The organism is Muricauda sp. SCSIO 64092 (genome assembly GCF_023016285.1).
Classification (GTDB): domain Bacteria; phylum Bacteroidota; class Bacteroidia; order Flavobacteriales; family Flavobacteriaceae; genus Croceivirga.
In genome coordinates, this window is record NZ_CP095413.1 from 2,257,273 (window position 1) to 2,281,891 (window position 24,619).

Here is a 24,619-nt window from a genome sequence, read left to right on the forward strand (position 1 = left end):
TTATGGCAGTATTGGAATCCAAAGTTCCATCAGGCCCTTTGGCCGATAAATGGACAAAACATAAAAACGAAATCGACCTTGTCAATCCTGCGAACAAACGTAATATAGATATCATTGTTGTGGGGACCGGACTTGCCGGGGGTTCGGCCGCAGCTACCTTGGCAGAGCTTGGATACAATGTAAAAACATTTTGCTACCAAGATTCCCCAAGACGTGCACATTCCATTGCCGCTCAAGGTGGCGTCAACGCAGCCAAGAATTATCAAGGTGACGGAGATAGTGTGTACCGTTTGTTCTATGATACCGTTAAAGGTGGTGACTACCGCTCCAGGGAGGCCAATGTCTACAGACTCGCGGAGGTTTCCACCAATATCATCGATCAATGCGTGGCACAAGGAGTCCCTTTTGCCCGTGAATACGGTGGTCTTTTGGACAACCGTTCTTTTGGGGGGGTACTGGTATCCAGAACTTTTTATGCCAAGGGACAGACCGGACAACAATTGCTATTGGGGGCCTACGCCGCCATGAACCGTCAAATACACCGTGGTAAGATAAAATCCTATACGCGTCATGAAATGTTGGATGTCGTCCTTGTTGATGGTAAGGCCAGGGGCATCATTGCCCGGAACCTCGTGACCGGGGAAATCGAAAGACATGCTGCCCATGCAGTCATATTGGCCACCGGGGGTTATGGAAATTTATTCTTCCTTTCCACCTATGCCATGGGAGCCAATGTAATGGCCGCTTGGAAAGCCCATAAAAAAGGAGCCCATTTTGCAAACCCATGTTTTACGCAAATCCACCCGACCTGTATTCCCGTCTCCGGTGACCATCAATCGAAATTGACCCTGATGTCGGAATCCTTACGGAACGATGGGCGTATTTGGGTCCCTGCCAAGAAGGAAGATGCGGAAGCTATCCGTGCTGGCCAATTGAAACCTACAGAAATCAAAGAGGAGGATAGGGATTATTATTTGGAACGCCGATATCCCGCCTTCGGAAACCTGGTTCCCAGGGACGTGGCCTCCAGGGCAGCCAAGGAACGCTGTGACGCCGGATATGGGGTGAATAAAACCGGAGAGGCCGTTTATCTGGACTTTGATGCCGCCATTATGCGGTACGGTCGCGAAAAGGCATTGACTTCCGGAATGAAGAATCCCGATGATGCCACAGTTAGAAAATTAGGTGAGGAAGTGGTAGAGGCCAAATATGGTAACCTCTTCCAGATGTACGAAAAGATTGTGGACCAAAATCCCTACAAAACCCCAATGATGATCTATCCCGCGGTACACTATACCATGGGCGGACTTTGGGTGGATTACAATTTAATGACGACCATCCCGGGCTGTTATGCTGCCGGAGAGGCCAACTTTAGTGATCATGGGGCCAACCGATTGGGAGCTTCGGCCCTAATGCAAGGTTTGGCAGATGGTTATTTTGTATTGCCTTACACCATAGGGGATTATCTGAGTGATGATATTAGGACCGGACCCATATCCTCCGATAGTCCGGAATTTGACGAAGCCGAACAGAACGTCCGAGACCGAATACACAAACTAATGTCCGCCAACGGCATTCATTCCGTAGATTATTATCACAAGAAACTGGGTAAAATCATGTGGAACAAGTGTGGTATGGCACGTAACGCGAAGGATTTGAAAGAGGCTATCAAAGAAATCTCCGAATTGCGAAAGGACTTTTGGGAAAATGTAAAGGTTACCGGAAAGGCGGAAGCCAAAAACCAGGAACTGGAAAAAGCGGGACGTGTGGCAGATTTCCTGGAGTTGGGTGAACTATTCGCCATGGATGCGCTGCATCGGAATGAATCTTGCGGTGGTCACTTTAGGGAAGAATACCAAACCCCTGAAGGGGAAGCATTGCGAGACGACAAAAACTTTAAATATGTTGCTTCCTGGGAATACAAAGGGGACCCAAGCAAGTCCGAGCTGCATAAAGAAGATTTGGTCTACGAAAACATTGAAGTTAAAACAAGAAGTTATAAATAGTTCACAGTTGTTGGTTGATGGTTAACCCAACAACGAGCAACGGACAACAAGAAACTAAATAGCTATGAAAATTTATCTTAAGATTTGGAGACAAAAAGATGCCAATTCCAAGGGGGGAATGGTGGATTATACCATGGATGGTGTGGAAAGCGATATGTCTTTCCTGGAGATGTTGGACGTCTTGAATGAGGAGTTGGTTGCCAAGGGCGAAGAGCCTGTGGAATTTGACCATGATTGTAGGGAAGGAATTTGCGGAACCTGTTCCTTGATGATCAATGGACGCCCGCATGGGCCGGATTCGAGAATTACGGTTTGCCAACTGCATATGAGAAGCTTTAATGATGGGGATACCATCGTTATTGAACCTTGGCGAGCCAAAGCATTTCCCGTTATCAAGGATTTGATTGTGGACAGAACGGCCTTTGATCGTATTCAACAAGCGGGAGGGTACATTTCCGTAAATACTTCCGGTCTTCCTGTGGATGCAAATGCCATTCCCATAGAAAAGGATGCTGCCGATGCTTCTTTTAATGCCGCTACCTGCATTGGTTGCGGTGCTTGCGTGGCCGCTTGCAAAAATGCCAGCGCTATGCTATTTACCTCTGCAAAAGTTTCGCAATTTGCATTGTTGCCACAAGGCCAGGTAGAAGCCGCGGACCGTGTGATGAACATGGTGCGTCAGATGGATTTGGAAGGCTTTGGCAATTGTACCAATACCGGTGCTTGTGAGGTGGAATGCCCCAAGGGAATTTCCCTGGAAAATATTGCCCGGATGAATCGCGAATATTTGTCGGCCACCATTAAAGGATAAATACTACCAACCAAATGAGCAAAACCCAAATTCCGTTCATGGAGTTTGGGTTTTTTTTGTTTTTCCATTCCCGTAATCAACATAGAAGTGGGAAAACTATGGTTACCTCAAATTCGATTGCATCAGAGATGATATCATCCTTGACGCTTCCTAGTATCCCTTTGGATTGGTAACTGATACCCCACCGCGTCCTATCAATTATAAATTTTGATGTGAACACGGCTTCTTTGTCGTGTTTATCCAGGGAGGATTGAAATTTTATCATCCTGGAAATTCCTTTTATCATTAACAGGGCCTCTATTTCCATCTGCCCATTGTCTCCGTGTTTTACCTGCAGAATCTCCAATTCGGCCGTTGGATGTTTCCCTACATCAAAAAAATCCTGATGCTTAAGGTGGGAAACCAGCATTTCATTGTATTTGCCATCGGTGTTCTTAATGCTGTTCATATCAACGATAAACTTCCCTCCGGTTATTGATGCTCCATCCATAGAAATATCAACGCTCAAAAACTTCACGGTTCCATAATGCTGGTTGACCTTAAAAAGATTAGATCCTTTCCAGTTGATCACACTTTTTACCGTGTCAATTTTTATGCTACCTTGTCCTTGCGCTACTGAAATAGTGCAGATGCTTACCAATAAGAAGATGATTTTTTTCATTGTTCTGATTTTTGGACAAATCTAGATTTGGATCGGTTTAAAGCCGTGAATTAAATGTAAATGAAGTGCAAAAAATTGCAATTTTTTAGATTCTGAGTTTTATAAAATGAAAAAAGTCACGTATGTTTTTTGTGTCCTTTTCTTGTTGGGGATTTCCTTTCCAATAAGTGGTTATTCCTCGGAAGAAAATGATAAAACCTTTCCGAGTTTGGTAAAGGTTGCGATGAGAAATGCCGGCAATTCATTGTTGTTGCAAAACAATGATTCCACGTCCTTGGTATTGCCCATAATTGAAACGAAGAAAAACTATTTCCTGTTATCATTTCAAACAGAGCTGTCCATAACTCCTGACAGCATAGTAAAGGCACTTGATCAAAACTTTACCGCTTTGAATCTCCCCGAAGCATATCTGGTTGAGGTCATCAATTGTACAAATCAAGAGGTGAGCTATAGCTATGCCGTATCCAATGATGAAGAAAAGAACATTATTCCATGTTTGGGACGAAAATTACCCTTAAGCTGCTATACGGTTCACGTTTCTTTTCATCGCGGCACTTCATTAATGGGTTTTAGGTTTGGTTCTTCCTGGTATGTACTGATTCTTCTGTTTTTGGTTGGGACCACCTTATTTTTTTGGGCCAAAAAGAAGCGGGAAACCATAGTATCCGATGTCTTATCTTTTGCCGCTCTTGGGGATTATAAATTTTATAAAGCCCAAAATAAATTGGTCAAAAATGACCGAAGCATTCAACTTACCTTAAAAGAATCAGAGTTGCTGCAAGTATTCTGTGATAATCCCAACCAAGTGGTGAAGCGGGATTTTTTGCTTAAGGAAGTTTGGGAAAACAAGGGGGTTTTTGTAGGTCGAAGTCTGGACACGTTTATTTCAAAACTTAGAAAGAAGTTCAAAGATGACAATAGTATAAATATTGTCAATATCCATGGGGTTGGATACAAACTTGAAATTATAAAAAAAGCTCGAAGATAATCTTCAACCATGCCTAAGAAATATTCAGAAGAACGTATTAAGGTGCCTCGTTTTAACGAGGAAGCCGGTTTTTACACTACCCCTGAACGTTCCAAGATCATGTCCAAAATCCGGGGTAAAAACACCAAACCGGAGCTCGCGCTAAGAAAGGCGCTTTGGGCCGCTGGATATCGCTATCGAATTGATTACAAAAAACTGATCGGCAAACCCGATATTGTTTTGAAAAAGTATAGGACGGCCATTTTTGTTGATGGCGAATTCTGGCATGGATACGATTGGGAGCAGCGCAGGGAAAAAATAAAAAGTAATCGGGAGTTCTGGATACCTAAAATTGAGCGGAACATACAGCGTGATGCCGAGGTAAACGAGGCATTGCAAGGTTTGGGGTATACCGTTTTCCGTTTCTGGCAAAAAGAAGTGGACAAGAACCTTGATGAATGCCTGGATACGGTACTAAACCACTTAAAAACCTATGATTGACTTCACCTCCAAATTGCCCAATGTAGGGACAACCATTTTTGCCGAAATGGGACAATTGGCACTACAGTACAAGGCCGTAAACCTTTCCCAGGGCGCTCCCAATTTTGGCACGGATCCCAAACTATTGGAATTGGTTCAAAATGCCTTAAAGGATGGACACAACCAATACGCTCCAATGCCGGGCACGTATTCCCTAAGGGAAAAAATAGCGGGCAAAATTGAAGCGCTTTATGGGACGACCTATCACCCCGAAACGGAGGTTACCATTACCACAGGAGCCACCCAGGCCATTTTTAACGTCATTTCCGCTTTTATCCGTCCAAATGACGAGGTTATCGTATGTAAACCGGCCTATGATTGTTACGAACCTACCATTGAACTCTATGGGGGAAAAGTTGTACCAATAGAATTGTCCAACGAAGATTTTCAAGTGGATTGGGAAACCTTCAAAAACAAAATAAGTGCAAAAACAAAAATGGTAATCATCAATTCGCCCCATAATCCCAGTGGCACGCTGTTGTCCGTGGGCGATATGCTGCAATTACAGGAAATCCTCCGTGGCACCAATATTGTTTTACTGAGCGATGAGGTGTATGAACACATTGTTTTTGATGGTCTATTGCATGAAAGTGCTTCAAAATTCCCGGATTTGGCTTCCAGGAGTTTCATATGTGCCTCCTTTGGAAAGACCTTTCATGTAACGGGTTGGAAATTGGGATATGTGGTTGGTCCAAAGGAACTGATGCGTGAATTTCGAAGGGTCCACCAGTACACAGTTTTCTCCGTAAATCACCCCATGCAGAAAGCTGTTGCAGCCTATTTGGAGGATGAAAACCATTATTTGGGGCTCAACCAGTTCTATCAGGAAAAACGGGATTACTTTTTGGAGGCCATTCGATCTTCAAGGTTTCGGTTCAAGCCTTCCGATGGCACTTATTTTCAGGTCGTGGACTATTCGACCATTACGGACGAAAGCGATATCACTTTTTCCAAACGACTCATTAAAGAATATAAAATTGCCAGTATTCCCCTCTCGGTATTTCAACTGAACAATAGGGATAATGGACAATTGCGACTTTGTTTTGCAAAAACCCGGGAAACCTTGGATCGGGCTGCAGAAATCCTGAACCGGATTTAGCGGAATTTTCTTGGGGACGGTAGTTCCTTAAACCTGTTTTTTAACTACTTCGTAGAGCCCTAAGACCTTATCGATCGGAACCTCAAAATCCGTGAATTCGGGCGATGGATTCAAATTATGGCAAACCAGGGCCTTCTTGTCAACAGAAATCCCCGTAATTGATTTACAGATAATCCTGTCCGTACAAACAAGGACAAATGACCTATTGATATATTCGGTAGTGGACAGGAAGGCGTTTGTGGCCATCTTTTTCCCCAGCACCAATGCGCCATTTGGGATGGAGTGGGAGGTACCGTCATTCATGGCATCCCCCAAAACCTCAAAGGCCATATAAAAGGCTTCTTCGACCACCTGGACCAGAAAATCAATTCGGAACAACCCTTTGATAAAGGATTCGTCCTGAAAATTATCCACCAATGCTTTATGGGAAGCGGCCATAACCAAGGGGACTTTAAGCACTACTTTGCCCTTATCCAAACGGTAACCAATATTTCCATGACTTAAAAAGGTCCGTTTTTTGGAATACTGGCCATCCGTTTCATTGACTTCATGTAAATACAGTTCTCCGATACTTATTTCAAAGTAGTCAGCAATTTTGCCAAGGTTTTTTATGGGAATGTTGGCATCCTTCTTTTCATAGAGCTGAATGGTCCTAAGACTTACCCCTATGACAGCGGCCAAATCACTTTGGTTCATCCCTTTTTTCCTTCTTAACTGCTTAATGAATTCCACAATTTGCTATTTATGTAATTTTTTTGCATATATTTATGTTCACATGCAGTAAGACAACACTTACCTGTAATTGGATTACAAGCAAAGATAAAAAAGATCGTGTTCACCGAACTAAAACAAAATGCTATATGACCTCATCAAAAAAAATCATGTTAACCATACGAAATGAAGCCTTGTTCAATAAAGAAGATTATGGGAAACCAATAAATGGACGATTGTCCGTAATCCTAAGAAGGACAACTTCCAAAGATGATATCGCCAATATTGCGTTACGGACCAATGTGAGTTTCTCCACAATTCGCGACGTCATCTATAGGACAAATAGCCTTACCAAATCCAATTCAAAAGCAATAGCGCTTTTGGTGCATGTTGCCTTTGAAAATGCCTTTGCCCAAAAACTTCAGGCAGAAGGGGATATTATGTACTTGGACAATATGTTAAAACTGTAGTGGGGTCAGCGTATGGAAGCGGAGACCATCCGCATAAACTCCCCGATTTTGCTGGGTTCCAACCAACGGGTTACGACCACCATATCATTTTTCCAATCCACAACAATAAAATTACCCCCAAATCCGGCAGCATAGAAGACGGTTTCCGAAACGCCTTCCCATTGCCTTGTGCCCTCAAGGTTGAGCCACCACATATACCCATAATTGTTGTTTGGCTTAGAGGGGGCCACCGCCATCTTGATCCAGTCCTCACTGATGATTTGCACTCCGTTCCAGTTCCCCCTGTTCAGAAACAAGTGTCCAAAGCGCGCCATATCTTCGGTGGATATAAAAATACCGCCGCCGGAATGGCCGCCGCCCGTAACGGATTTCATTTGTACCCCATCTATGGTTGTCCATGCGTTTTTGTAACCGAACCAACGCCAGGTGGTAGACGCGCCAATCTTGTCCATTAAATGCTCCTTTAGGACCATGGGCAAAGGCTTGCGCCATACATGGGTCAACGAATAGGCAAGCACATTGACCCTAACATCGTTATATTCCATTACGGCCCCCGGTTCCCGCAGTACCCTTAATCTCCAATCGTCCAAACCTCCCTCCCTGGGGGGTCTGTCCGCCCAGTCCTTAATACCGAACAATTCCCCTGACCAATCCGAATTCTGTTGCAATAAATGCTCCCAGGTGATTTTTGAATTATGCTCTCCATTAAATGTACCATCCCAGACATAGTCCCCTACCTTGTCCGAGACCTTACCAATCAATTTTCGGTCATAGGCCAAACCAGCTACCGTGGACAGAAAGCTTTTGGTCACACTAAAGGTCATATCCACTCTCCCCGTATCGCCCCAGCTTTTGACCAGATATCCATTTTTAAGTATCATTCCGGCCGGATCTCCCCTTTTTTTAGTGGGTCCCAGAATTTCATGAAAAGGTTCACGCTCAAACCCTTTTAGGATGGCCCTCCTTAAATCCCGGGATCCGGAATATTCATTGTCCATTGCAAACCGGACGGCCTCATCCAATTTTTTGGTATCAAAAGCATTTGAAATCGCCTCCAGGGTTTTCCAGTCTTCATTTCGATTTGGAAAAAAAGCTTTCTGTGCAAAACCAAATGTTCCTACAAATAGAAGGAGTACTAGTGTTCCTTTTCTCATTTCAATTCTTTTTTTAATAACCAATCCGTTTGCTGGTCCTTACCAATATAATAGGGGTGGGTCCCAAAATGTTGATAGCCATTTCTTGTATAAAACCGAATGGCACCTTCGTTTTTTTCCCAGACGCCCAACCAAAGATAGGTTTTCCCATCTTTTACGGCCAGTTCCTCGGCAAAGGACAACATCTTTTTTCCCAATCCCTTTCCTTGAAAAGCAGAAACCACATAAATCCTTTCCAGTTCCATTGCCCCACTTTCCCTTAGTTCACTTTGGGCCTCTCCGGTATTCACCTTAAGGTAACCCACCAATTCTTTTCTGGTTTCCACAAAATAAAAACGGGCATTTTCGTTTTCCAGCTCTCGCCGAAGCTGTTCCTTTGAAAACGCCTTTGTCAAATAGGATTGAAAATCAATGGGGTCGTTCTGTTTTTCAAAGGCATCTATAAAGGTGGATGTTGAAATTTTCTGAAGTAGTTCCAAATCATGTAAGCCGCATGTCCTAAAAGTGATTTCCATGGTACCAAAAATAAAAAAGAGCCAATAAAAATTGACTCTCCTATTTTTTTGGTCGTGTCCGTTTGGCCTATAGCATAAAAAGCTTTTTGACCAACCTTAAAAAACCGCTGTAAAAATCGTTACGGTAAACCTGTATTTCTTGCTCTATGGCAACAGGTTCATGATTGAATTCTGAAATCATCGGGTTTGGGGTTAAAGCAGGTTAATAGGAAATAATTATTTACTTCAAATATAACTAACGTGCTTTACCTATGAAATATTTTGTTGTGAATTGAAGGTATCGTGTTGTGTGCGCATCCAGGGATTGGTTTTTTTGGTCAAGTGGCACCATCAAAGTACCATTTCCGGGACAGTGCCTTCTATGATCAACTTTCCTTCCGTTGCCTTCTTTATTTCTTCCACGGAAACCCCTGGTGCCCTTTCCAAAAGATGGAATGCATTATCCCTAACTTCGAGAACGGCCATATTGGACACAATCTTTTTCACACAGCCAACCCCTGTCAATGGAAGGGTACATTTTTTCAATAGTTTGGATTGGCCCGCTTTATTGGTGTGCATCATGGCTACGATAATGTTTTCCGCAGAAGCGACCAGATCCATTGCACCGCCCATTCCCTTCACCATTTTTCCGGGGATTTTCCAATTGGCGATATCCCCATTTTCCGCAACCTCCATGGCGCCCAAGATGGTCAAATCCACATGCTGGCCCCGAATCATCCCAAAACTGGTGGCCGAATCAAAAAATGATGCTCCGGGCAAGGTGGTTATCGTCTGTTTGCCTGCGTTGATAATATCCGCATCTTCCTCTCCCTCAAAGGGAAATGGTCCCATGCCCAAAACCCCATTTTCGCTCTGAAATTCCACCTCAATATCATTACGGACAAAATTGGCCACCAAAGTGGGGATTCCAATACCAAGATTTACATAATAGCCATCTTTGACTTCCTTGGCAATCCGTTTTGCTATTCCGTTTTTGTCTAGCATTTATCAGTGTATTAATTCAATAATGACTCAATTTGAAAATTGACTTCGCTTACTGGTTCCTATTATTTTTGAAATAATAAGGGTGATTGACTTTAATTCCTCAAATAGTCCTTCTTCCGGATTTGGATAAAATACCGATGCTTTACAAAGCTTTAACCAATAGTACAATTCATCAGCTTCTTTGGCAGAAATCTTGAATTTATGTATGAAATCCGCTTTGCTTTCAGCATTTTGAGCCTCACGAATGTTTGCTCCGATAGAAGTTCCACTTCTAAATATCTGGGAAGCCATTTCAAATCGATTCAAAGCCCTGATTTCCTCAGAAAACGCAATGATTTTGATGGAAAATTCAAAAGTTAAATCTACAATTAGATTTTTCTTATCGTTTCTCATTTTCAAATCAATCAATTCTTCTGCAGAACCGTTCGTTGTTCAATTCGCTTCTCATAGTGCCGTCCCCGGAAAATCCGCTGCACAAAAATTCCTGGAATGTGAATTTCATTGGGGTCCAAACTTCCGGCAGGGAGCAACTCCTCAACTTCGGCCACTGTTATCCTGGCGGCCCCACACATACAGGGGTTAAAATTTCTGGCCGTCCCTTTAAAAATTAAATTTCCGGCTTCATCGCCTTTCCACGCTTTCACGAAGGCAAAATCTGCTTTGAAAGCCTCCTCCAACACGTACATTTTACCATTGAACTCACGGGTTTCCTTTCCATCGGCCACTTCTGTTCCATAACCCGCCGGGGTATAAAAGGCCGGAAACCCTGCTTGGGCGGCCCTGCATTTTTCCGCCAAGGTTCCCTGCGGCGTCAATTCCACTTCCAACTCCCCGGAAAGCATCTGCCGTTCAAACTCATCATTTTCCCCTACATAGGAAGAGATCATTTTTTTAATTTGATGCTGTTGTAACAGCAATCCCAGTCCAAAATCATCCACCCCCGCATTGTTCGAAATACAGGTAATATCCGTAATTCCCAACCGTACCAATTCCGAAATCGCATTTTCGGGAATCCCGCAAAGTCCAAATCCCCCAAGCATAAAAGTCATCCCGTCCTGTACTCCCTTTAAGGCTTCCTGAACCCCTGAAACGGTTTTTTTTATCATAAAAAGTATATTGCGTTCGTGGCGGGTAAGTTACGAAATATAGCTATGTTGTTGCAACAACAATTTTTTTAAAAGTCCAAATCCTCCAAGTCGTCCTCGGTGTCCGTTTCCTGCTTTTTTTCCTCTAGGATTTTAGTGCAGTCCACATTTATCGACAGCTCCTCCGGCTCTTCAAAAGCTTCCATGGATACGCCCAATTCCTCGTTTTCGTAATTGGCTTTCATATATAAGGCCCAAATAGGCAGTGCCATTGAGGCTCCCTGACCATAGGCCAGGCCCTTAAAATGGACGGAGCGATTATCCCCGCCTACCCAGACCCCGGTAACCAGGTTGGGCACCATTCCCATGAACCACCCGTCACTTTGGTTTTGGGTAGTTCCCGTTTTCCCGGCAATGGGGTTTTGGAATTCATAGGGATACCCCGTAACAATTTCCTTATAAACGGTTTGTTCTTTGGCAAATGTATGGCGTAGCCGTGTTCCCGAACCTCCTTCGGTAACCCCCTCCATAAGATTCACCATGGTATAGGCCACATCCTTGCTCAGTACATCTTTGGTTCTGGGAACGTACTCGTACAGGACCGTGCCATTTTTATCTTCTATTCGGGTAATCATTACCGGCTTCACATACACCCCCTGATTGGCAAACGTACCATAGGCACCTACCATTTCATACACATTAAAATCCACCGTTCCCAAAGCAATGGATGGTACTTCCAGAATCTCTTTGGTGAATCCCATGTTCTTGGCGATCTCCACCACGGAACCGGGTCCTACTTGATCGATCAATCGCGCAGTAATGGTATTGACGGAGTTTGCCAAGGCATTTTTTAAGGTTCGATTTTTCAAGGAATACTTCCCATCTGAATTTTTAGGGCACCACTGCTCCATATTGCCATGCTTCAGGGGCTCAATACAATATTGGGTGTCCGGAAGCGAATCACAGGGGGAATAGCGTAACTGGTCTATTGCCGCTGCATACACAAAAGGTTTAAAGGTAGAGCCGGCCTGCCTGGCCCCTTGAATTACATTATCATATTGAAAGTGTTTGTAATCCACACCGCCTACCCAAGCTTTTACATGGCCCGTTTGGGGTTCCATGGACATCATGGCCGTGCGTAAAAAGGTTTTGTAATACCGAATGGAATCCAATGGGGTCATCACCGTATCCTTCTCATAGGAATCACTGTTCCAGTCAAAAACGGTCATTTCTGCCTTTTCCTTAAAGGAGGCACGTATTTCGTTCTCTGAAAGGCCTTTCCGTTTTGACGCCCTCCAACGTGCGGAGTTTTTCATGGCACGCTCCATAATATTATCTATCTCAACGTCCTCCAAATCCAGGAAAGGGGTGGTTGGATTACGTTCCGGGGTGTTTTGGACAAAAAATTCGGCTTGCAATCGTTTCATATGGGCTTCAACGGCATCTTCCGCGTTTTTTTGCATTCGGGAATCAATGGTAGTGTATACTTTTAGCCCATCAAGGTAAATGTTGTACTTTTCCCCATCTGGTTTGGGATTCTCTTTCACCCAATTGTTTAACCAACGCTGTAAGTACATCCTAAAATACGTGGCCAAACCTTCGCGATGCGATTCTGGATTGAAGTTTAAATCCATTTCCAACTGTTGTAGGGAATCTTTTTCCGTCTCTGAAATGTAATCGTATTTTGCCATCTGTCCCAAAACGGTGTTGCGTCGGTTTTTTACCAACTCTTCCCTGCGTATTGGATTGTAATAAGACGAGTTCTTTAACATTCCTACCAACATTGCCCCCTCTTCAATTTTTAAATCTTGGGGTTCTTTTCCAAAATAAATTCGTGCAGCAGAGCGAATACCGTCAGCGTTATAGTGAAAATCATAGATGTTCAAATACATGGCAATGATTTCCTCTTTGGTATAACTTCTCTCCAACCTGGTAGCAATTACCCATTCTTTGAACTTTTGTTTGATAGCATCAAACTTATTTCTAGACCGCACCCCAACGAAAAGTTGACGGGCCAATTGTTGTGAAATAGTGCTCGCGCCACCTCTTGTCCCCAAAAAAGCAAAGGCACGAAGGGTACCCCTAGCATCAATACCGGCATGGTCATAATATCTGGCATCCTCAGTGGCCACCAAAGCATCAACAAGGTGTTTGGGCAATTGTTCAAAACCCACGTCCGTTCTGTTATCATCTAGGTAGAACTTCCCCAAGGTTTCCCCATCCGAAGAAAGAATTTCCGTGGCAAGGTTGGTCTGTGGGTTTTCCAATCGTTCAAAAGTGGGCATTTCCCCAAAAACACCCCAAGAGGCCAACAAAAAGAGCAGCACTGCGGCCAAAATGCCGGTTCCGTAGAGAATCCAGAACCATTTGATAAACTTTTTAAATCCTTTTTTAGGAGCAGCCTTAGTCGCCATTAGTTTTTTACTTTTTCAATTTGAATTCCGATATCCGTAATTCCCTCCAAACCATCCACTCCGTCAACTTCCCCGTTCTTTCTCATCGCGTGCGATACATTCACCTTATATACGCCAGAATCCTTAAAATCGATGTTTTCCTTATACCAAAGTTTACTTTCCTTAACGCTTCCCATACCTTTTCCCAGCCATTCCCCAGTGGGCAGGGCCATTTCATATTCCAGGGTATCTACTTTGGTATTTCCGTCGGGAGCCTCCAATTCCAATATTAGGAACAGATTGCTGAACTCGTACCGTTGGTCGTTTCGGACATTCAAAAAGATATGGTGCTTGCCAACCGTATCCAGGTCCTTGAATTGGAATTTCACGGTATCCCCTCTTTTCCATATCCCGTTGTTCAATGGTACATATTCAGAATATACCAAGCCTTCATTACAGGAGATACAAGCCACAAAAACAACCATTATCCACCAATACCTATGCATTTCTCACCGAATTGTTTTGGTTCTTTTTTCGAGGATTTTTGTTTTTGCGTTTTTTGTTCCTTTTTCGTTTGGGGCGATCAAATCGGGTTAAACTATCTTGTCCCACAACATTTTCAAAGGTTACCTGATCGTCCAGGGCCGTATCTGAAGTGTAGTATTCCAGACTTTCAATTTTTTTGTCCTTTTTGTTGATTTCCAAAATCTCCTGGACCTGTTCCTTTTTAAGGGCGTGCCAATTGGACGCATCATTTCTGTAGGAGAACCAGAGGGTTTCCTTAAAAATGTCCACTTTTTGGCAGTAGGCCATTCCTTTTTCAGTCTGTAGTTTACTGTCGGACGAAGGAAAATCCTTTAGGGCTTCCAAATACATGTCCAGCTCATAGTTGAGGCAGCATTTTAATTTGCCGCATTGCCCCGCCAATTTTTGTGGGTTTAAGGCCAATTGCTGATATCTGGCGGAAGCCGTACTTACCGATCTGAAATCGGTTAGCCAGGTGGAACAACACAATTCCCTGCCACAAGAGCCTATTCCTCCCAATCTTTGTGCTTCCTGGCGATACCCAATTTGTCGCATCTCAATTCGGATACTAAAGGCTTTGGCCATGTCCTTGATCAACTGTCTAAAATCTACCCTGTCCTCTGCGGTATAATAAAATGTGGCCTTGGAACCGTCCCCTTGAAATTCAACGTCACTTAACTTCATTTCCAGCTTTAGGGAAATGGCAATTTCCCGGGATCGTTTTTTTATCTCTTCCTCTTTATTCCTGCATTTTTGCCAGATGTCAATATCACGTTGTGTCGCTTTTCGATAGATTCTGGGAAGTCCTTTGTCCCCATAATCCACTTTTTTACGTTTCATCTGTACCTTGACCAACTCTCCGGTGAGGGTGACAATGCCAACGTCATGGCCAGATTTTGCCTGGGTGGCCACCACATCACCAATGACAAGTGAAAGCTTGTCCGTATTCCTAAAAAACTCTTTTCTGCTGTTCTTAAATCTTACCTCTACACAGTCAAAAGGGGTTTGACCATTAGGCAGCGACATATTGGAAAGCCAATCAAAAACGGTAAGCTTATTACAACCATCCGTGCCGCAAGTTCCATTGTTCTTGCAGCCCCGCGGTTGCCCGTCTTTTCCGTTAGAGCAACTGCTACATCCCATATAAAATATCTTGAATCAGTGAACGACTTGGCCGTTCATTGATTTAGGTTCGTAAATACTAAAAAGTAAAGATAGCCAAATTTAAGGACTGCCCGGATTTCAATTCTTAAACTTCAGAACCCCGGACCTTCCTTTTTTGAAAATTTTGTTGCTGGCATGTTTTCCTTTACGGAGTTTTTTTTGTTGTTCAAAGGGAAGCGTCACTATTTCCATACACTGCTTGGAGCAACAATGGTTCATTTTTTTGGCGCATTCGTCACATTGTATAAAAAGAAGGTGGCAGGCCTCGTTGGCACAGTTTACATGGGTATCGCACGGTTTCCCACACTGGTGGCATTGGGCAATGACCTCTTCTGAGATGCGTTCCCCCCGTCTATGGTCAAAAACAAAGTTCTTCCCCTTGAATTTGTTCTCCAAACCCTTGTTGCGTACCTGACGGGTGTATTCTATGATCCCGCCTTCCAATTGGTACACGTTTTTAAAGCCTTTATGTTTATAGTAAGCACTGGCTTTTTCACAACGGATTCCACCTGTACAGTACATGACCAACTTTTTATCCTCTTTGTGTTCGGCCAATTGTTCTTCTATGATGTCCAAAGAGTCACGGAAGGTATCCACGTCCGGAGTAATGGCTTTTTCAAAATGTCCAATTTCACTCTCATAATGGTTGCGCATATCCACCACAATGCTTTCGGGATCTGCAATTAGCTCATTGAACTGTGCTGCATCCACATGAATGCCTTTGTTGATGACATCAAAAGTATTATCATCCAGGCCATCGGCAACAATCTTCTTGCGGACCTTTACCTTCAATTTTAAAAAGGACTTATTGTCCTGTTCAATTGCAATGTTCAAACGGACATCCTTCAAAAAAGTAATGCTATCCAAGTGGGCCTTAAAATCCATGAAATTATCCGCCGGAACGGACAGCTGCGCATTTATCCCCTCTTTGGCCACGTAAATGCGGCCAAGAACATCCAATTGGTCCCAATGGACAAATAGATGATTCCGAAAAATTCCGGGATTGCCTATGTGTGCATATTTGTAGAAAGAGATGGTAAGGCGTTCCTTTCCCGCTTCCTCTATAAGTCGCTCCCTTTCTTTTGCACTTAACGTATTGTACAGTTGCATGCTATACCAATAATTAAGAACTCATTTAGACTTTTTCAAATGGCTAAAAACGTTGGCAAAGGTAATCAAATAAAAAAGGCATCCCTGTTTGGGACGCCTACGACCAATACCATTTTCCCTTTCATGTTTGCTTTCCAAATGGCAGTTCGCTAAATGGTCCGCCATCCAAGAATTATTTGAATTAGTCATAGTTAAGAGTATACAAATCCAAAAAGGTTGCGTGTATCCAATTAAATAGACAATAAGTGGTATTTTAGTCATCTAATTTTAGAGAACATGAGCAACGAAAAAGAAGCCAAACTCAAAGCGTTAAAACTTACCCTGGACAAACTTGACAAAACCTATGGCAAAGGCGCCGTAATGAAGATGGGGGACCATGTCATTGAAGATGTCGAGGTCATTTCTTCGGGCTCCCTGGGATTGGACCTCGCCCTGGGGGTTGGGGGATATCCCAAAGGGCGTGTCATTGAAATATACGGTCCGGAGTCCTCTGGTAAGACCACCTTAACGTTACATGCCATAGCCGAAGCCCAAAAGGCAGGAGGTATTGCGGCCTTTATTGATGCGGAACATGCTTTTGATCGTTTTTATGCCCAAAAACTAGGGGTGGATATTGATAACCTTATCATCTCCCAACCCGATCATGGGGAACAGGCCTTGGAAATTGCGGACAACCTCATCCGTTCCGGCGCCATAGACATCGTTATTATCGATTCCGTAGCCGCATTGACACCAAAAAGTGAGATTGAAGGGGAAATGGGGGACTCCAAAGTAGGCTTGCATGCCCGCCTGATGTCACAAGCATTGCGAAAACTGACATCTACCATTAGTAAGACCCATTGTACCGTGGTCTTCATCAACCAACTACGGGAAAAAATAGGGGTCATGTTTGGCAATCCCGAGACCACTACCGGTGGAAACGCCCTTAAGTTCTATGCTTCGGTGAGACTTGATATCCGGAGGTCCACGCAAATCAAAAGCACGGATGGGGAAGTACAGGGGAATAAAACCCGGGTCAAAGTAGTCAAGAACAAAGTAGCTCCTCCCTTTAAAACTGCTGAATTTGATATTATGTACGGTGAAGGGATTTCAAAAGTTGGTGAAATCCTGGATCTTGGTGTTTCCTACGAAATCATTAAAAAAAGTGGTTCATGGTTCAGCTATGGGGACACCAAACTAGGGCAGGGAAGGGATGCTGTCAAAGGTCTTTTGGATGACAATCCAGAGTTGTCCGAAGAACTGGAAGGGAAAATTAAGGAGGCCATTGCCGTCTTAAAGGAATAACCTACCTTCTTTGCTGATTTTAAGACCGCACATAAACACGCAACCTAAGCGTTATAGTAGCATCTTAATTAAGCTATTATAGTTTTATGAAGAAGGTTTTTGCGGTAGTATTGGTGGCATTGTGTGGTCTGTTTATCGTTGGCTGCGAATTGGATTCTGGAGAAAATTTTCATTTTGTATCATTGGAAGTTACCAATGTTGCTGTTCCAGAGCATTTTGTGTTCAATCAATCCCACACCATTGAAGTTACCTTTTCCAGGCCGGACAATTGTACCTTTTTTCAAGGTTTTGATGTGTCTCCCGAAATGGATGGGGTGTGGACCATTGTGGCCGTTGGATCCGTACTTGTGGGTGAGGATTGTTCCCTATCGGACGAAAGCCTAAGGGGAAATCTGACCGTAAACGCCATTCGGACAGCATCCTATACCCTTAGGTTTTATGCAGGAGAGGATTCTGATGGAAAAGCAACGTACCTGGAATATGAAGTTCCCGTAATAGAGGAAAATTAACTAAAAAAGCAAACTAACCAATATCTTGAGTCTGGACGAACTCATAAAACGCTGTAAAGAGCAGAATAGAATGGCACAAGAAGAATTATACCGAAAGTATTCCGGTGTTCTTTTTGGAATGTGCCTAAAATATTCGAGAAACCGAACGGAGGCCGAAGATAACTTGCATGATAGTTTTATGGTCATTTTTGATAAAATCGGGCAGTACAACCACAAAGGTTCTTTTGAAGGATGGATGAAACGCATAACCATAAACACCGTACTTCAAAAGTATAGAAAGGAGAAGTATTTGGACGTGGTGACGGATAATATTACGGAAGAGGTGGAACTGGAGAATGAAGGTATGAACATAAGTCTGTCCACATTATTGAGCTACATACAGGAGTTGCCCAATAAGTATCGGATGACTTTTAACCTTTATGTCCTGGACGGGTATTCCCATAAAGAAATCAGTGAACTCTTGGGTACATCCACTGGGACATCTAAATCCAACCTGGCCAGGGCAAGAATAATCTTGAAGGAAAAAATTGAAAAAGAAAATATAAATATTGCTTAACCTAGCACAGATGAAAAGGAATAATTTAGATAACCTTTTTAAAGAAAAGTTCAAGGACTTCTCTGAAATACCGGATGAACGGATTTGGGAGAAACTTGAGGCGTCTTTAGCGAAAAAGAAGAAAAAAAGGGTAGTTCCCATTTGGTGGCAATTGGGGGGTGCCGCTGCTGCCATAGCCATCTTACTATACATTATCGACCCCTTCTCCAGTGCGGAGAATACCACTGTACCAACCGTAGTGGATACGCAGGAACATATCCAGGATAGTCCCCGGAACACCGAAGATAAAAAACCGGACGGTCTAAAACCGATCCAACAATCCAAGGAAACACCATTGGTTGATAATGAACATTCCACCGGGGAAGGAATCAAATCCAAAGAACAGAATACTATTTCCCCAGCATCCAAAAACGTAGCCCACCCCCAAAGAGACCGATCGATACCTTCCGAAGCCATTGCGGTGAACACCAAGGAAAAAGAGGGGCAGGAAGATCCCAACAAGATTACGGATCCAAATAAGGATAAAGACGCCGTTGCCATCAAAAATGGGGACGTGGCCGAAAACCATAGGACACCAAAGGATCCGAATGGAATCGAAAAAGAGGGGCAAAATGAAAATAAAATGGAGCTTTTGGAAGGTGAAACCGAGGTAGCTCAAAATGAGAACGAGGAGGAAAAATCCAAAATCTCGATTTATGATGCCATAGAAGCACAGGAAGGGTCGGAACAAGAAGCCGTTGCCGCATCCCAGAAAAAGGACAGATGGTCCATGGGACCTTCGGTGGCCCCCGTTTTCTATAGTTCCACGGGAGAAGGTTCCCCCGTACATTCCGATTTTGCCCCTAACAGCAAATCGGGAAATCTCAACCTTAGCTATGGACTCACGGTCACCTACAATATAAGTGAAAAATTAAGTGTACGGTCTGGAGTCCACAGAGTTGATTTTGGGTACGATACCAACGATATTGTCTTCTCCTCTTCATTGACCACTTCTACCAATGAGCTGATTGACAATATATCCTATACCCGAACATCAAGAAATTTGGTCGTGGAGAGCAAAAGCACTCGTAGTGCCACGATAGACAACGTTGCTGAATTCTCAGGAGGTGGAGCAAGTGAGCTTGAAGGGCAAATGGTGCAACAATTGGGCTATATAGAAGTGCCCATGGAGCTCAACTATGCCTTGTTGGACAGGAGGTTTGGGGTCAATCTTATAGGAGGAATAAGTTCTTTGTTCCTGGTGGACAATTCCATAAGCCTGGAATCCGACCAATTGGTTACGGAAGTGGGAGAAGCCAATAACGCCAACAGTGTAAATTTTAGCACCAATATTGGCATTGGATTCAACTATGAAATATCGAAAAAAGTACAATTTAACGTAGAGCCTATTTTTAAATATCAACTGAACACATTCTCCGACACCGCTGGTGATTTTAGGCCATTTGCCGTTGGGGTGTACAGCGGCTTAAATTTTAGGTTTTAAAGAAGTTGGTTAGTACGCCGTTTTTACGGCATGCTTTAAGCCCTATGATTTTCTTGTGTCATAGGGCTTTTTTTGATCATCGTCCAGCAAAGTTCCCAGCAACAGCTTCCTTATCTCGTTTTTTATGGTCCCCGAGTCCGCCGTACCTAAGATACCGGTTTCAACAAAAGAATGGACTTTGACCCGTAATTTCCCCGGAGATCCACTAAAAAACTTCCACGGAAACCGCTTTTTACAATCCAAAAAAGTCATCGGAACGATTGGTATATTATAAATGATCGCCATTCTAAACGCACCATCTTTGAACTTGTCCAAAACAATATGTTCTTCCGGTATGCCCCCTTCAGGAAAAATACAAATGCTCAATCCCTTTTCCAGCCTTCTTTTTGCCCTTCTATATACGGCACTTCTACTCTTGGGGTCACTTCGATCTACCAAAATACAGGCCCGCCGATAAAAAAAGCCAAAAACCGGAATCTTGGCCAATTCCTGCTTTCCCACAAAAACAAAAGGGTTTTTGCTCACATAGAGCATCAACATAATATCCAACATACTGCTATGGTTGGCCACTAACATATAGCCCTTTTCCCGTATCAGTTCTTGATCCCACTGGATTTTAGGGGGGCATCCCATACCAAATAAAATGGTCTTGGCCCATATGTTCCTTGCCAACCAATAAAATTGATTATAGGTCTTTTCCGAAAGTGTGGTCAGCAGTAATAATGGGGAGAACAGCAAAATTGGGATTGCAACCAACATATAAAACCAAATTCGGTACAATGAATGGCTTATGTTCTTTAGAAGTTGCAACACGAATCAAAAGTAGAATTTTTGACTATCTTTAAATGAAGTGATTTAAACTTTTCGTCTAAACGCAAAAAGTTTAAATCACTTCAACACCTAATCAAAAGATAAAATCATGGGAGGACTACTTTATGCACTACTTATCGGTGGTTTTGCCGGGTGGCTTGCAGGCAAAATTATGAAGGGGGGCGGTTTCGGTGTGCTTATCAACATCATCCTTGGCATTGTTGGTGGGGCAGTGGGCAACTGGCTTTTTAACACCTTGGGAGTCCATATAGGCTCCGGTATTGTAGGCGATTTGATTACAGGGGTCATTGGGGCAATCGTGGTCCTTTTTGTAGCTGGGCTTTTCAAGAAATAATCTCATATGAAACCATAAAAAAAGCGGCCCGGGCCGCTTTTTTTATCTCCGATGGTGTTACTTTTACCGCTAAATTTTTGCCATGGCACGCATTTTAACTGGGATTCAAAGTACGGGAGTCCCTCACTTGGGTAATATACTGGGAGCAATTGTCCCTGCTATAAAAATGGCCCAAAAACCAGAAAACGATTCTTTTTTATTCATTGCGGACATGCATTCCCTTACGCAAATCAAAAATGGGGAAACATTGCGGCAAAACACCTATGCCACGGCTGCCGCGTGGTTATCCTTTGGTTTGGATATTGAAAAAACCGTTTTTTACCGTCAAAGTGATGTCCCCCAGGTTACGGAATTGGCCTGGTATTTAAGCTGTTTCTTTCCGTATCAACGCTTGACATTGGCCCATTCCTTTAAAGACAAGGCAGACCGTCTACAGGACGTAAATTCAGGATTGTTCAGCTATCCCATGCTCATGGCCGCGGATATTCTTTTATATGATGCGGAGATTGTACCTGTGGGCAAGGATCAATTGCAGCATTTGGAGATGACCAGGGATGTGGCTTCGCGTTTTCACAACCAACTGGGCGAAACCTTTGTATTGCCCGAAGCCAAAGTGCATGAAGACACCATGTACGTGCCCGGAACCGATGGGGAAAAGATGAGTAAAAGCAAGGATAACATTATCAATATTTTTCAACCGGATAAAAAACTTCGCAAGCAGGTAATGGGTATTGTGACGGACAGTACCCCTATGGAAGATCCAAAGGATCCCACAAATGACAATGTTTTTGCGCTTTACAAGCTATTGGCCTCCCAGGAACAGATTGAAGGGATGAGTGCCAATTATTTGGCCGGAAACTATGGTTATGGCCATGCGAAACAAGCCCTTTATGAGCTAATCCTTACTAAGTTTGAAGAACCTAGGGAACGGTTTACCTATTATATGAACCATTTGCATGAAGTGGATGAAGCCCTGGCCAAAGGTGCTGAAAAGGCAAGAACGGTAGCTAATGGTGTTTTGGCCCGAGTTCGGGAAAAGGTCGGGTATTAATAGATTGTAAAGATCGATAAACCGCCGATTCAGGCCTGTTATGGATCGGCTTTAAAGCGTTCATTTCGCGACCATTCCCTCTGATAAAGCCGTTTTTGCCTGTTTTAATCCTTTTTATTACGTTAAAATGCAACTGTACCGGAATACCCTGTCTGTCCCTTTTCCCTTCGATAAAGGGTTCTCCTTTCCTAGATCGCCTCGAACAATTTACCGGGTAACGGACGTATCACTCCTTTCATCTCCATATTCAACAAAGAAGAGGAGGTTTTAAAAATGGGCAAATTGCACTCCAGGGCCACGGTATCCAGTAGTTGTTTTCCGTTCAACTGTAGATATTGGTAGATAGACCTTTCTGTTTCGTTCAGTTCCGCGAACAACTGTTTTTGAACCGTATGTTGTTCTTTTTCAGCCAATTCCCATCCTAAAATATAGATTAAGTCGGCCGCTGTGGTCAATATATGGGCTTTTTGTTGTTTGATAAGGTTATTGCAGCCCACACTAAACCTGTCCGATGTCCGTCCCGGTACGGCAAAAACATCCCTGTTATAGCTATGTGCGATATCCGCAGTAACCAAACTACCGCCCTTTTCTGCAGACTCCACAACTATGGTGGCATCACTCATTCCCGCAATGATCCGATTGCGTTTTAGGAAGTTTTCCCTATCTGGATTACTGGAACTCCAGAACTCTGTTATAAAACCACCATTCCCTTCGACCTGGGAAACATAGTTCTGATGCGCTTTTGGATACATCTGGTTCAGGCCATGTGCCAAGCATCCAATGGTCTGTAAGTTATGATCCATCGCCGCTCGTTGGGCAGCAATATCCACACCATAGGCAAAACCGCTGACAATAATGGGATCCAGAGGGGCAATGTCCTCCATGAACCTTTCTATAAAGGCAGCCCCGTAGCTGGTAATCCTTCGGGTACCCACAACACTTATGATTTTTTTATGGGCAACATCCATGGTCCCCCTTTTAAAAATGAGGATTGGGGCATCAATGCAGTGTTTTAGGTGTTTGGGGTAGTCATCATCCTTAAAAAAGGAATACGCAACCCCATGCTTTTGGATGAACTGGAATTCCTTTTCCGCTTCCTCCAAATACCGGTGGTCCCATAATCCGGAGAGCATTGCGGAACCAATCCCGTCTATTCTTTGAAGGGCCACCCTTTTCTCCTTAAAAACCTGTTCTGCAGTACCACATCTATCCAACAGCCTTTTGGCACTGATATCCCCTACAAGGGGAACCCTTTGTAACCTCAAAAGGGCAATAAGTTCAGTATGTGGGAGCTTGGCCATTCACCGAAGTTTTTCACAATATACCCAAATTCAAATGTTAATAAAAAGTTATCCGTTACATTTCGGAACGCTATATTTTTTTCAATATTTGCCCCTATGCGCGTAGAACATTATATAGCAGAGTTGCTGTACAGATACAATTGTGTCGTGGTCCCAAATTTTGGGGCTTTCCTGGCTAATACAACAGCTGCATGTATCGATGTTTCACAGCAAACCTTGCATCCACCTACTAAAAACCTGTCCTTTAACCAACAGTTGACAAAGAATGATGGTTTATTGGTTTCGCATATCGCCAATGCCAAAAACCTTCCCTATGAAGCCCTTCTGAAAGAAGTAGAGGAGGTTTCCAAACAATGGAAAGTGAGGCTGGACAGTGGCAAACACTTGTTTTTGGAAGGTATTGGAAAGCTTTGGATAGGCAAGGAACAGCGGATACAGTTTCTTCCTGAGGACGGTTATAACTATTTAGCGGCCTCTTTTGGTTTTTCTTCACTTAACGCTACGCCTATTATCCGTGAAAAACTGAAGGAGGAAGTACAACAGTTGGAAGAAAAGGTGCCCTTTACCATTACCCCAGAGCGTCGTGAAGGGGTTAGATCCAAGGGCTGGCTGCAGTATGCCGCCATTTTTTTGCTTTTGTTGGCTACAGGGACCAGTGCGTATCAGTTCTACCAACAAAACCAATACCGACAGGATATGGTTAGGCAAAATGTCCAGGAACAGGTTTCCAGACATATCCAAGAAGCCACTTTTTTTGAGGGAAGTCCGTTGGAATTACCTGCGTTGAACCTTAACATCACCAAAATGGCCAAAGGCCCAATGCACCACGTGATTGCAGGGGCGTTTCGGTTTCGGGAAAATGCGGACAAAAAAATCGATCAACTCAAAGCACAGGGTTATGATGCCGTATACTTAGGTACCAATCGGTATGGTTTGCATCAAGTAACCTTTGATAGTTTTTCGGATAGCCAGGAGGCATTGCGGTTTCTTAAAAAAATTAAAGCCACCGTATCTGCGGACGCCTGGATGCTTTCCGAAAAATAAGATTCCTTTCCAGCCAAACTCCCAAGCATAT

26 protein-coding genes are annotated in these 24,619 nt (G+C 43.5%); 13 read left to right on the forward strand and 13 right to left on the reverse strand.

The genetic code is table 11. The features are described from left to right. The first annotated feature begins 2 nt into the window (after positions 1-2). Together L0P88_RS09405 and L0P88_RS09410 are read left to right on the forward strand one after the other, a co-directional pair. Positions 3-2,006: a fumarate reductase/succinate dehydrogenase flavoprotein subunit gene (locus L0P88_RS09405; RefSeq protein WP_247134334.1), complete on the forward strand. Its 2,004-nt coding sequence runs from the start codon at positions 3-5 to the stop codon at positions 2,004-2,006. Between the two features lie 64 nt (positions 2,007-2,070). Next, entirely contained in the window at positions 2,071-2,817 is a 747-nt protein-coding gene (locus L0P88_RS09410; protein WP_158776399.1) for a succinate dehydrogenase/fumarate reductase iron-sulfur subunit, read from the forward strand. A gap of 76 nt (positions 2,818-2,893) precedes the next feature. Here the strand turns inward: L0P88_RS09410 and L0P88_RS09415 are convergent, their stop codons facing one another. After that, positions 2,894-3,478 carry a YceI family protein gene (locus tag L0P88_RS09415; protein ID WP_247134335.1) on the reverse strand — a complete coding sequence of 195 codons (585 nt, stop codon included), beginning with the start codon at positions 3,476-3,478 and terminating at the stop codon, positions 2,894-2,896. A 106-nt stretch (positions 3,479-3,584) separates the two neighbouring features. On the opposite strand from L0P88_RS09415, the gene L0P88_RS09420 reads away from it, so the two are divergent. Genes L0P88_RS09420 through L0P88_RS09430 form a run of 3 tightly spaced genes read left to right on the forward strand, consistent with a single transcriptional unit; the run spans position 3,585 to position 6,084 of the window. After that, the gene (locus tag L0P88_RS09420; RefSeq protein WP_247134336.1) at positions 3,585-4,466 is read left to right on the forward strand and encodes a winged helix-turn-helix domain-containing protein; all 882 of its coding nucleotides are present in this window, start codon (positions 3,585-3,587) and stop codon (positions 4,464-4,466) included. 9 nt (positions 4,467-4,475) lie between these two features. Next, a complete protein-coding gene (locus tag L0P88_RS09425) occupies positions 4,476-4,946 on the forward strand; it encodes a very short patch repair endonuclease (RefSeq protein WP_247134337.1) in 471 nt (156 codons plus the stop codon). Then, positions 4,942-6,084, forward strand: coding sequence for a methionine aminotransferase (locus L0P88_RS09430; RefSeq protein ID WP_409557727.1), 1,143 nt, complete (start codon positions 4,942-4,944; stop codon positions 6,082-6,084). The genes L0P88_RS09425 and L0P88_RS09430 overlap by 5 nt, the downstream gene beginning before the upstream one ends. A 27-nt stretch (positions 6,085-6,111) precedes the next feature. Here the strand turns inward: L0P88_RS09430 and L0P88_RS09435 are convergent, their stop codons facing one another. Beyond that, positions 6,112-6,816, reverse strand: a complete 705-nt coding sequence (locus L0P88_RS09435) for a helix-turn-helix domain-containing protein (RefSeq protein WP_247134339.1) — start codon at positions 6,814-6,816, stop codon at positions 6,112-6,114. A 128-nt stretch (positions 6,817-6,944) separates the two neighbouring features. Here L0P88_RS09435 and L0P88_RS09440 point away from each other — a divergent pair, with 128 nt between their 5' ends. Further along, a complete protein-coding gene (locus L0P88_RS09440) occupies positions 6,945-7,265 on the forward strand; it encodes a hypothetical protein (RefSeq protein ID WP_247134340.1) in 321 nt (106 codons plus the stop codon). 5 nt (positions 7,266-7,270) lie between these two features. Here the strand turns inward: L0P88_RS09440 and L0P88_RS09445 are convergent, their stop codons facing one another. The 9 genes from L0P88_RS09445 to L0P88_RS09485 all read right to left on the reverse strand — a co-directional run bounded on the left by L0P88_RS09445 (position 7,271) and on the right by L0P88_RS09485 (position 16,195). Continuing rightward, complete coding sequence (locus L0P88_RS09445; protein ID WP_247134341.1) at positions 7,271-8,419, reverse strand: serine hydrolase domain-containing protein; 1,149 nt, start codon at positions 8,417-8,419, stop codon at positions 7,271-7,273. Next, positions 8,416-8,934, reverse strand: coding sequence for a GNAT family N-acetyltransferase (locus tag L0P88_RS09450; RefSeq protein ID WP_247134342.1), 519 nt, complete (start codon positions 8,932-8,934; stop codon positions 8,416-8,418). The genes L0P88_RS09445 and L0P88_RS09450 overlap by 4 nt, the downstream gene beginning before the upstream one ends. A gap of 330 nt (positions 8,935-9,264) precedes the next feature. Further along, a complete protein-coding gene (locus L0P88_RS09455; protein WP_247134343.1) occupies positions 9,265-9,918 on the reverse strand; it encodes a 3-oxoacid CoA-transferase subunit B in 654 nt (217 codons plus the stop codon). Positions 9,919-9,945: 27 nt separating this feature from the next. Then, entirely contained in the window at positions 9,946-10,311 is a 366-nt protein-coding gene (locus L0P88_RS09460; RefSeq protein ID WP_158776391.1) for a four helix bundle protein, read from the reverse strand. 11 nt (positions 10,312-10,322) lie between these two features. Further along, a complete protein-coding gene (locus L0P88_RS09465) occupies positions 10,323-11,024 on the reverse strand; it encodes a CoA transferase subunit A (RefSeq protein ID WP_247134344.1) in 702 nt (233 codons plus the stop codon). 68 nt (positions 11,025-11,092) lie between these two features. After that, on the reverse strand, positions 11,093-13,417 hold the full coding sequence (locus L0P88_RS09470; protein ID WP_247134345.1) for a penicillin-binding protein 1A: 2,325 nt from the start codon (positions 13,415-13,417) through the stop codon (positions 11,093-11,095). Then, positions 13,417-13,902, reverse strand: a complete 486-nt coding sequence (locus tag L0P88_RS09475; RefSeq protein ID WP_247134346.1) for a gliding motility lipoprotein GldH — start codon at positions 13,900-13,902, stop codon at positions 13,417-13,419. Before L0P88_RS09475 ends, L0P88_RS09470 begins: the two co-directional genes overlap by 1 nt. Next, positions 13,895-15,064, reverse strand: coding sequence for a stage 0 sporulation family protein (locus L0P88_RS09480; protein WP_247134347.1), 1,170 nt, complete (start codon positions 15,062-15,064; stop codon positions 13,895-13,897). Before L0P88_RS09480 ends, L0P88_RS09475 begins: the two co-directional genes overlap by 8 nt. A 99-nt stretch (positions 15,065-15,163) precedes the next feature. After that, positions 15,164-16,195 carry a rhodanese-related sulfurtransferase gene (locus L0P88_RS09485; protein WP_247134348.1) on the reverse strand — a complete coding sequence of 344 codons (1,032 nt, stop codon included), beginning with the start codon at positions 16,193-16,195 and terminating at the stop codon, positions 15,164-15,166. A gap of 276 nt (positions 16,196-16,471) precedes the next feature. Here L0P88_RS09485 and recA point away from each other — a divergent pair, with 276 nt between their 5' ends. From recA to L0P88_RS09505, 4 genes are all read left to right on the forward strand, one after another. Beyond that, entirely contained in the window at positions 16,472-17,479 is a 1,008-nt protein-coding gene (gene recA, locus L0P88_RS09490; protein WP_247134349.1) for a recombinase RecA, read from the forward strand. Positions 17,480-17,565: 86 nt separating this feature from the next. After that, positions 17,566-17,988 (forward strand): hypothetical protein, encoded by a 423-nt coding sequence (locus L0P88_RS09495; RefSeq protein WP_247134350.1) that lies wholly within the window; start codon positions 17,566-17,568, stop codon positions 17,986-17,988. A gap of 25 nt (positions 17,989-18,013) precedes the next feature. Further along, positions 18,014-18,544, forward strand: a complete 531-nt coding sequence (locus L0P88_RS09500) for an RNA polymerase sigma factor (RefSeq protein ID WP_247134351.1) — start codon at positions 18,014-18,016, stop codon at positions 18,542-18,544. A 10-nt stretch (positions 18,545-18,554) separates the two neighbouring features. Next, positions 18,555-20,027, forward strand: a complete 1,473-nt coding sequence (locus L0P88_RS09505; RefSeq protein WP_247134352.1) for an outer membrane beta-barrel protein — start codon at positions 18,555-18,557, stop codon at positions 20,025-20,027. 42 nt (positions 20,028-20,069) lie between these two features. Here L0P88_RS09505 and L0P88_RS09510 read toward each other — a convergent pair whose 3' ends face one another. Continuing rightward, positions 20,070-20,786 carry a lysophospholipid acyltransferase family protein gene (locus L0P88_RS09510; protein ID WP_247134353.1) on the reverse strand — a complete coding sequence of 239 codons (717 nt, stop codon included), beginning with the start codon at positions 20,784-20,786 and terminating at the stop codon, positions 20,070-20,072. A gap of 160 nt (positions 20,787-20,946) precedes the next feature. On the opposite strand from L0P88_RS09510, the gene L0P88_RS09515 reads away from it, so the two are divergent. Further along, complete coding sequence (locus L0P88_RS09515) at positions 20,947-21,192, forward strand: GlsB/YeaQ/YmgE family stress response membrane protein (protein WP_247134354.1); 246 nt, start codon at positions 20,947-20,949, stop codon at positions 21,190-21,192. An 82-nt stretch (positions 21,193-21,274) separates the two neighbouring features. Next, positions 21,275-22,243 carry a tryptophan--tRNA ligase gene (gene trpS, locus L0P88_RS09520; protein WP_247134355.1) on the forward strand — a complete coding sequence of 323 codons (969 nt, stop codon included), beginning with the start codon at positions 21,275-21,277 and terminating at the stop codon, positions 22,241-22,243. 188 nt (positions 22,244-22,431) lie between these two features. On the opposite strand, the gene dprA is transcribed toward trpS, so the two are convergent. Next, entirely contained in the window at positions 22,432-23,544 is a 1,113-nt protein-coding gene (gene dprA, locus L0P88_RS09525; RefSeq protein WP_247134356.1) for a DNA-processing protein DprA, read from the reverse strand. Between the two features lie 96 nt (positions 23,545-23,640). Here dprA and L0P88_RS09530 point away from each other — a divergent pair, with 96 nt between their 5' ends. Continuing rightward, on the forward strand, positions 23,641-24,588 hold the full coding sequence (locus L0P88_RS09530) for an SPOR domain-containing protein (RefSeq protein WP_247134357.1): 948 nt from the start codon (positions 23,641-23,643) through the stop codon (positions 24,586-24,588). Positions 24,589-24,619 lie beyond the last annotated feature (31 nt).

Coding starts and splice junctions, on each gene's coding strand:
- L0P88_RS09515 (WP_247134354.1), top strand. CDS start 20,947: ATGGGAGGACTACTTTATGCACTACTTATCGGTGGTTTTGCCGGGTGG.
- L0P88_RS09485 (WP_247134348.1), bottom strand. CDS start 16,195: ATGCAACTGTACAATACGTTAAGTGCAAAAGAAAGGGAGCGACTTATA.
- L0P88_RS09405 (WP_247134334.1), top strand. CDS start 3: ATGGCAGTATTGGAATCCAAAGTTCCATCAGGCCCTTTGGCCGATAAA.
- L0P88_RS09530 (WP_247134357.1), top strand. CDS start 23,641: ATGCGCGTAGAACATTATATAGCAGAGTTGCTGTACAGATACAATTGT.
- L0P88_RS09445 (WP_247134341.1), bottom strand. CDS start 8,419: ATGAGAAAAGGAACACTAGTACTCCTTCTATTTGTAGGAACATTTGGT.
- L0P88_RS09495 (WP_247134350.1), top strand. CDS start 17,566: ATGAAGAAGGTTTTTGCGGTAGTATTGGTGGCATTGTGTGGTCTGTTT.
- L0P88_RS09480 (WP_247134347.1), bottom strand. CDS start 15,064: ATGGGATGTAGCAGTTGCTCTAACGGAAAAGACGGGCAACCGCGGGGC.
- L0P88_RS09410 (WP_158776399.1), top strand. CDS start 2,071: ATGAAAATTTATCTTAAGATTTGGAGACAAAAAGATGCCAATTCCAAG.
- L0P88_RS09460 (WP_158776391.1), bottom strand. CDS start 10,311: ATGAGAAACGATAAGAAAAATCTAATTGTAGATTTAACTTTTGAATTT.
- L0P88_RS09420 (WP_247134336.1), top strand. CDS start 3,585: ATGAAAAAAGTCACGTATGTTTTTTGTGTCCTTTTCTTGTTGGGGATT.
- L0P88_RS09415 (WP_247134335.1), bottom strand. CDS start 3,478: ATGAAAAAAATCATCTTCTTATTGGTAAGCATCTGCACTATTTCAGTA.
- L0P88_RS09425 (WP_247134337.1), top strand. CDS start 4,476: ATGCCTAAGAAATATTCAGAAGAACGTATTAAGGTGCCTCGTTTTAAC.
- L0P88_RS09510 (WP_247134353.1), bottom strand. CDS start 20,786: ATGTTGGTTGCAATCCCAATTTTGCTGTTCTCCCCATTATTACTGCTG.
- L0P88_RS09440 (WP_247134340.1), top strand. CDS start 6,945: ATGACCTCATCAAAAAAAATCATGTTAACCATACGAAATGAAGCCTTG.
- L0P88_RS09450 (WP_247134342.1), bottom strand. CDS start 8,934: ATGGAAATCACTTTTAGGACATGCGGCTTACATGATTTGGAACTACTT.
- trpS (WP_247134355.1), top strand. CDS start 21,275: ATGGCACGCATTTTAACTGGGATTCAAAGTACGGGAGTCCCTCACTTG.
- recA (WP_247134349.1), top strand. CDS start 16,472: ATGAGCAACGAAAAAGAAGCCAAACTCAAAGCGTTAAAACTTACCCTG.
- L0P88_RS09465 (WP_247134344.1), bottom strand. CDS start 11,024: ATGATAAAAAAAACCGTTTCAGGGGTTCAGGAAGCCTTAAAGGGAGTA.
- L0P88_RS09455 (WP_247134343.1), bottom strand. CDS start 9,918: ATGCTAGACAAAAACGGAATAGCAAAACGGATTGCCAAGGAAGTCAAA.
- dprA (WP_247134356.1), bottom strand. CDS start 23,544: ATGGCCAAGCTCCCACATACTGAACTTATTGCCCTTTTGAGGTTACAA.
- L0P88_RS09470 (WP_247134345.1), bottom strand. CDS start 13,417: ATGGCGACTAAGGCTGCTCCTAAAAAAGGATTTAAAAAGTTTATCAAA.
- L0P88_RS09505 (WP_247134352.1), top strand. CDS start 18,555: ATGAAAAGGAATAATTTAGATAACCTTTTTAAAGAAAAGTTCAAGGAC.
- L0P88_RS09475 (WP_247134346.1), bottom strand. CDS start 13,902: ATGCATAGGTATTGGTGGATAATGGTTGTTTTTGTGGCTTGTATCTCC.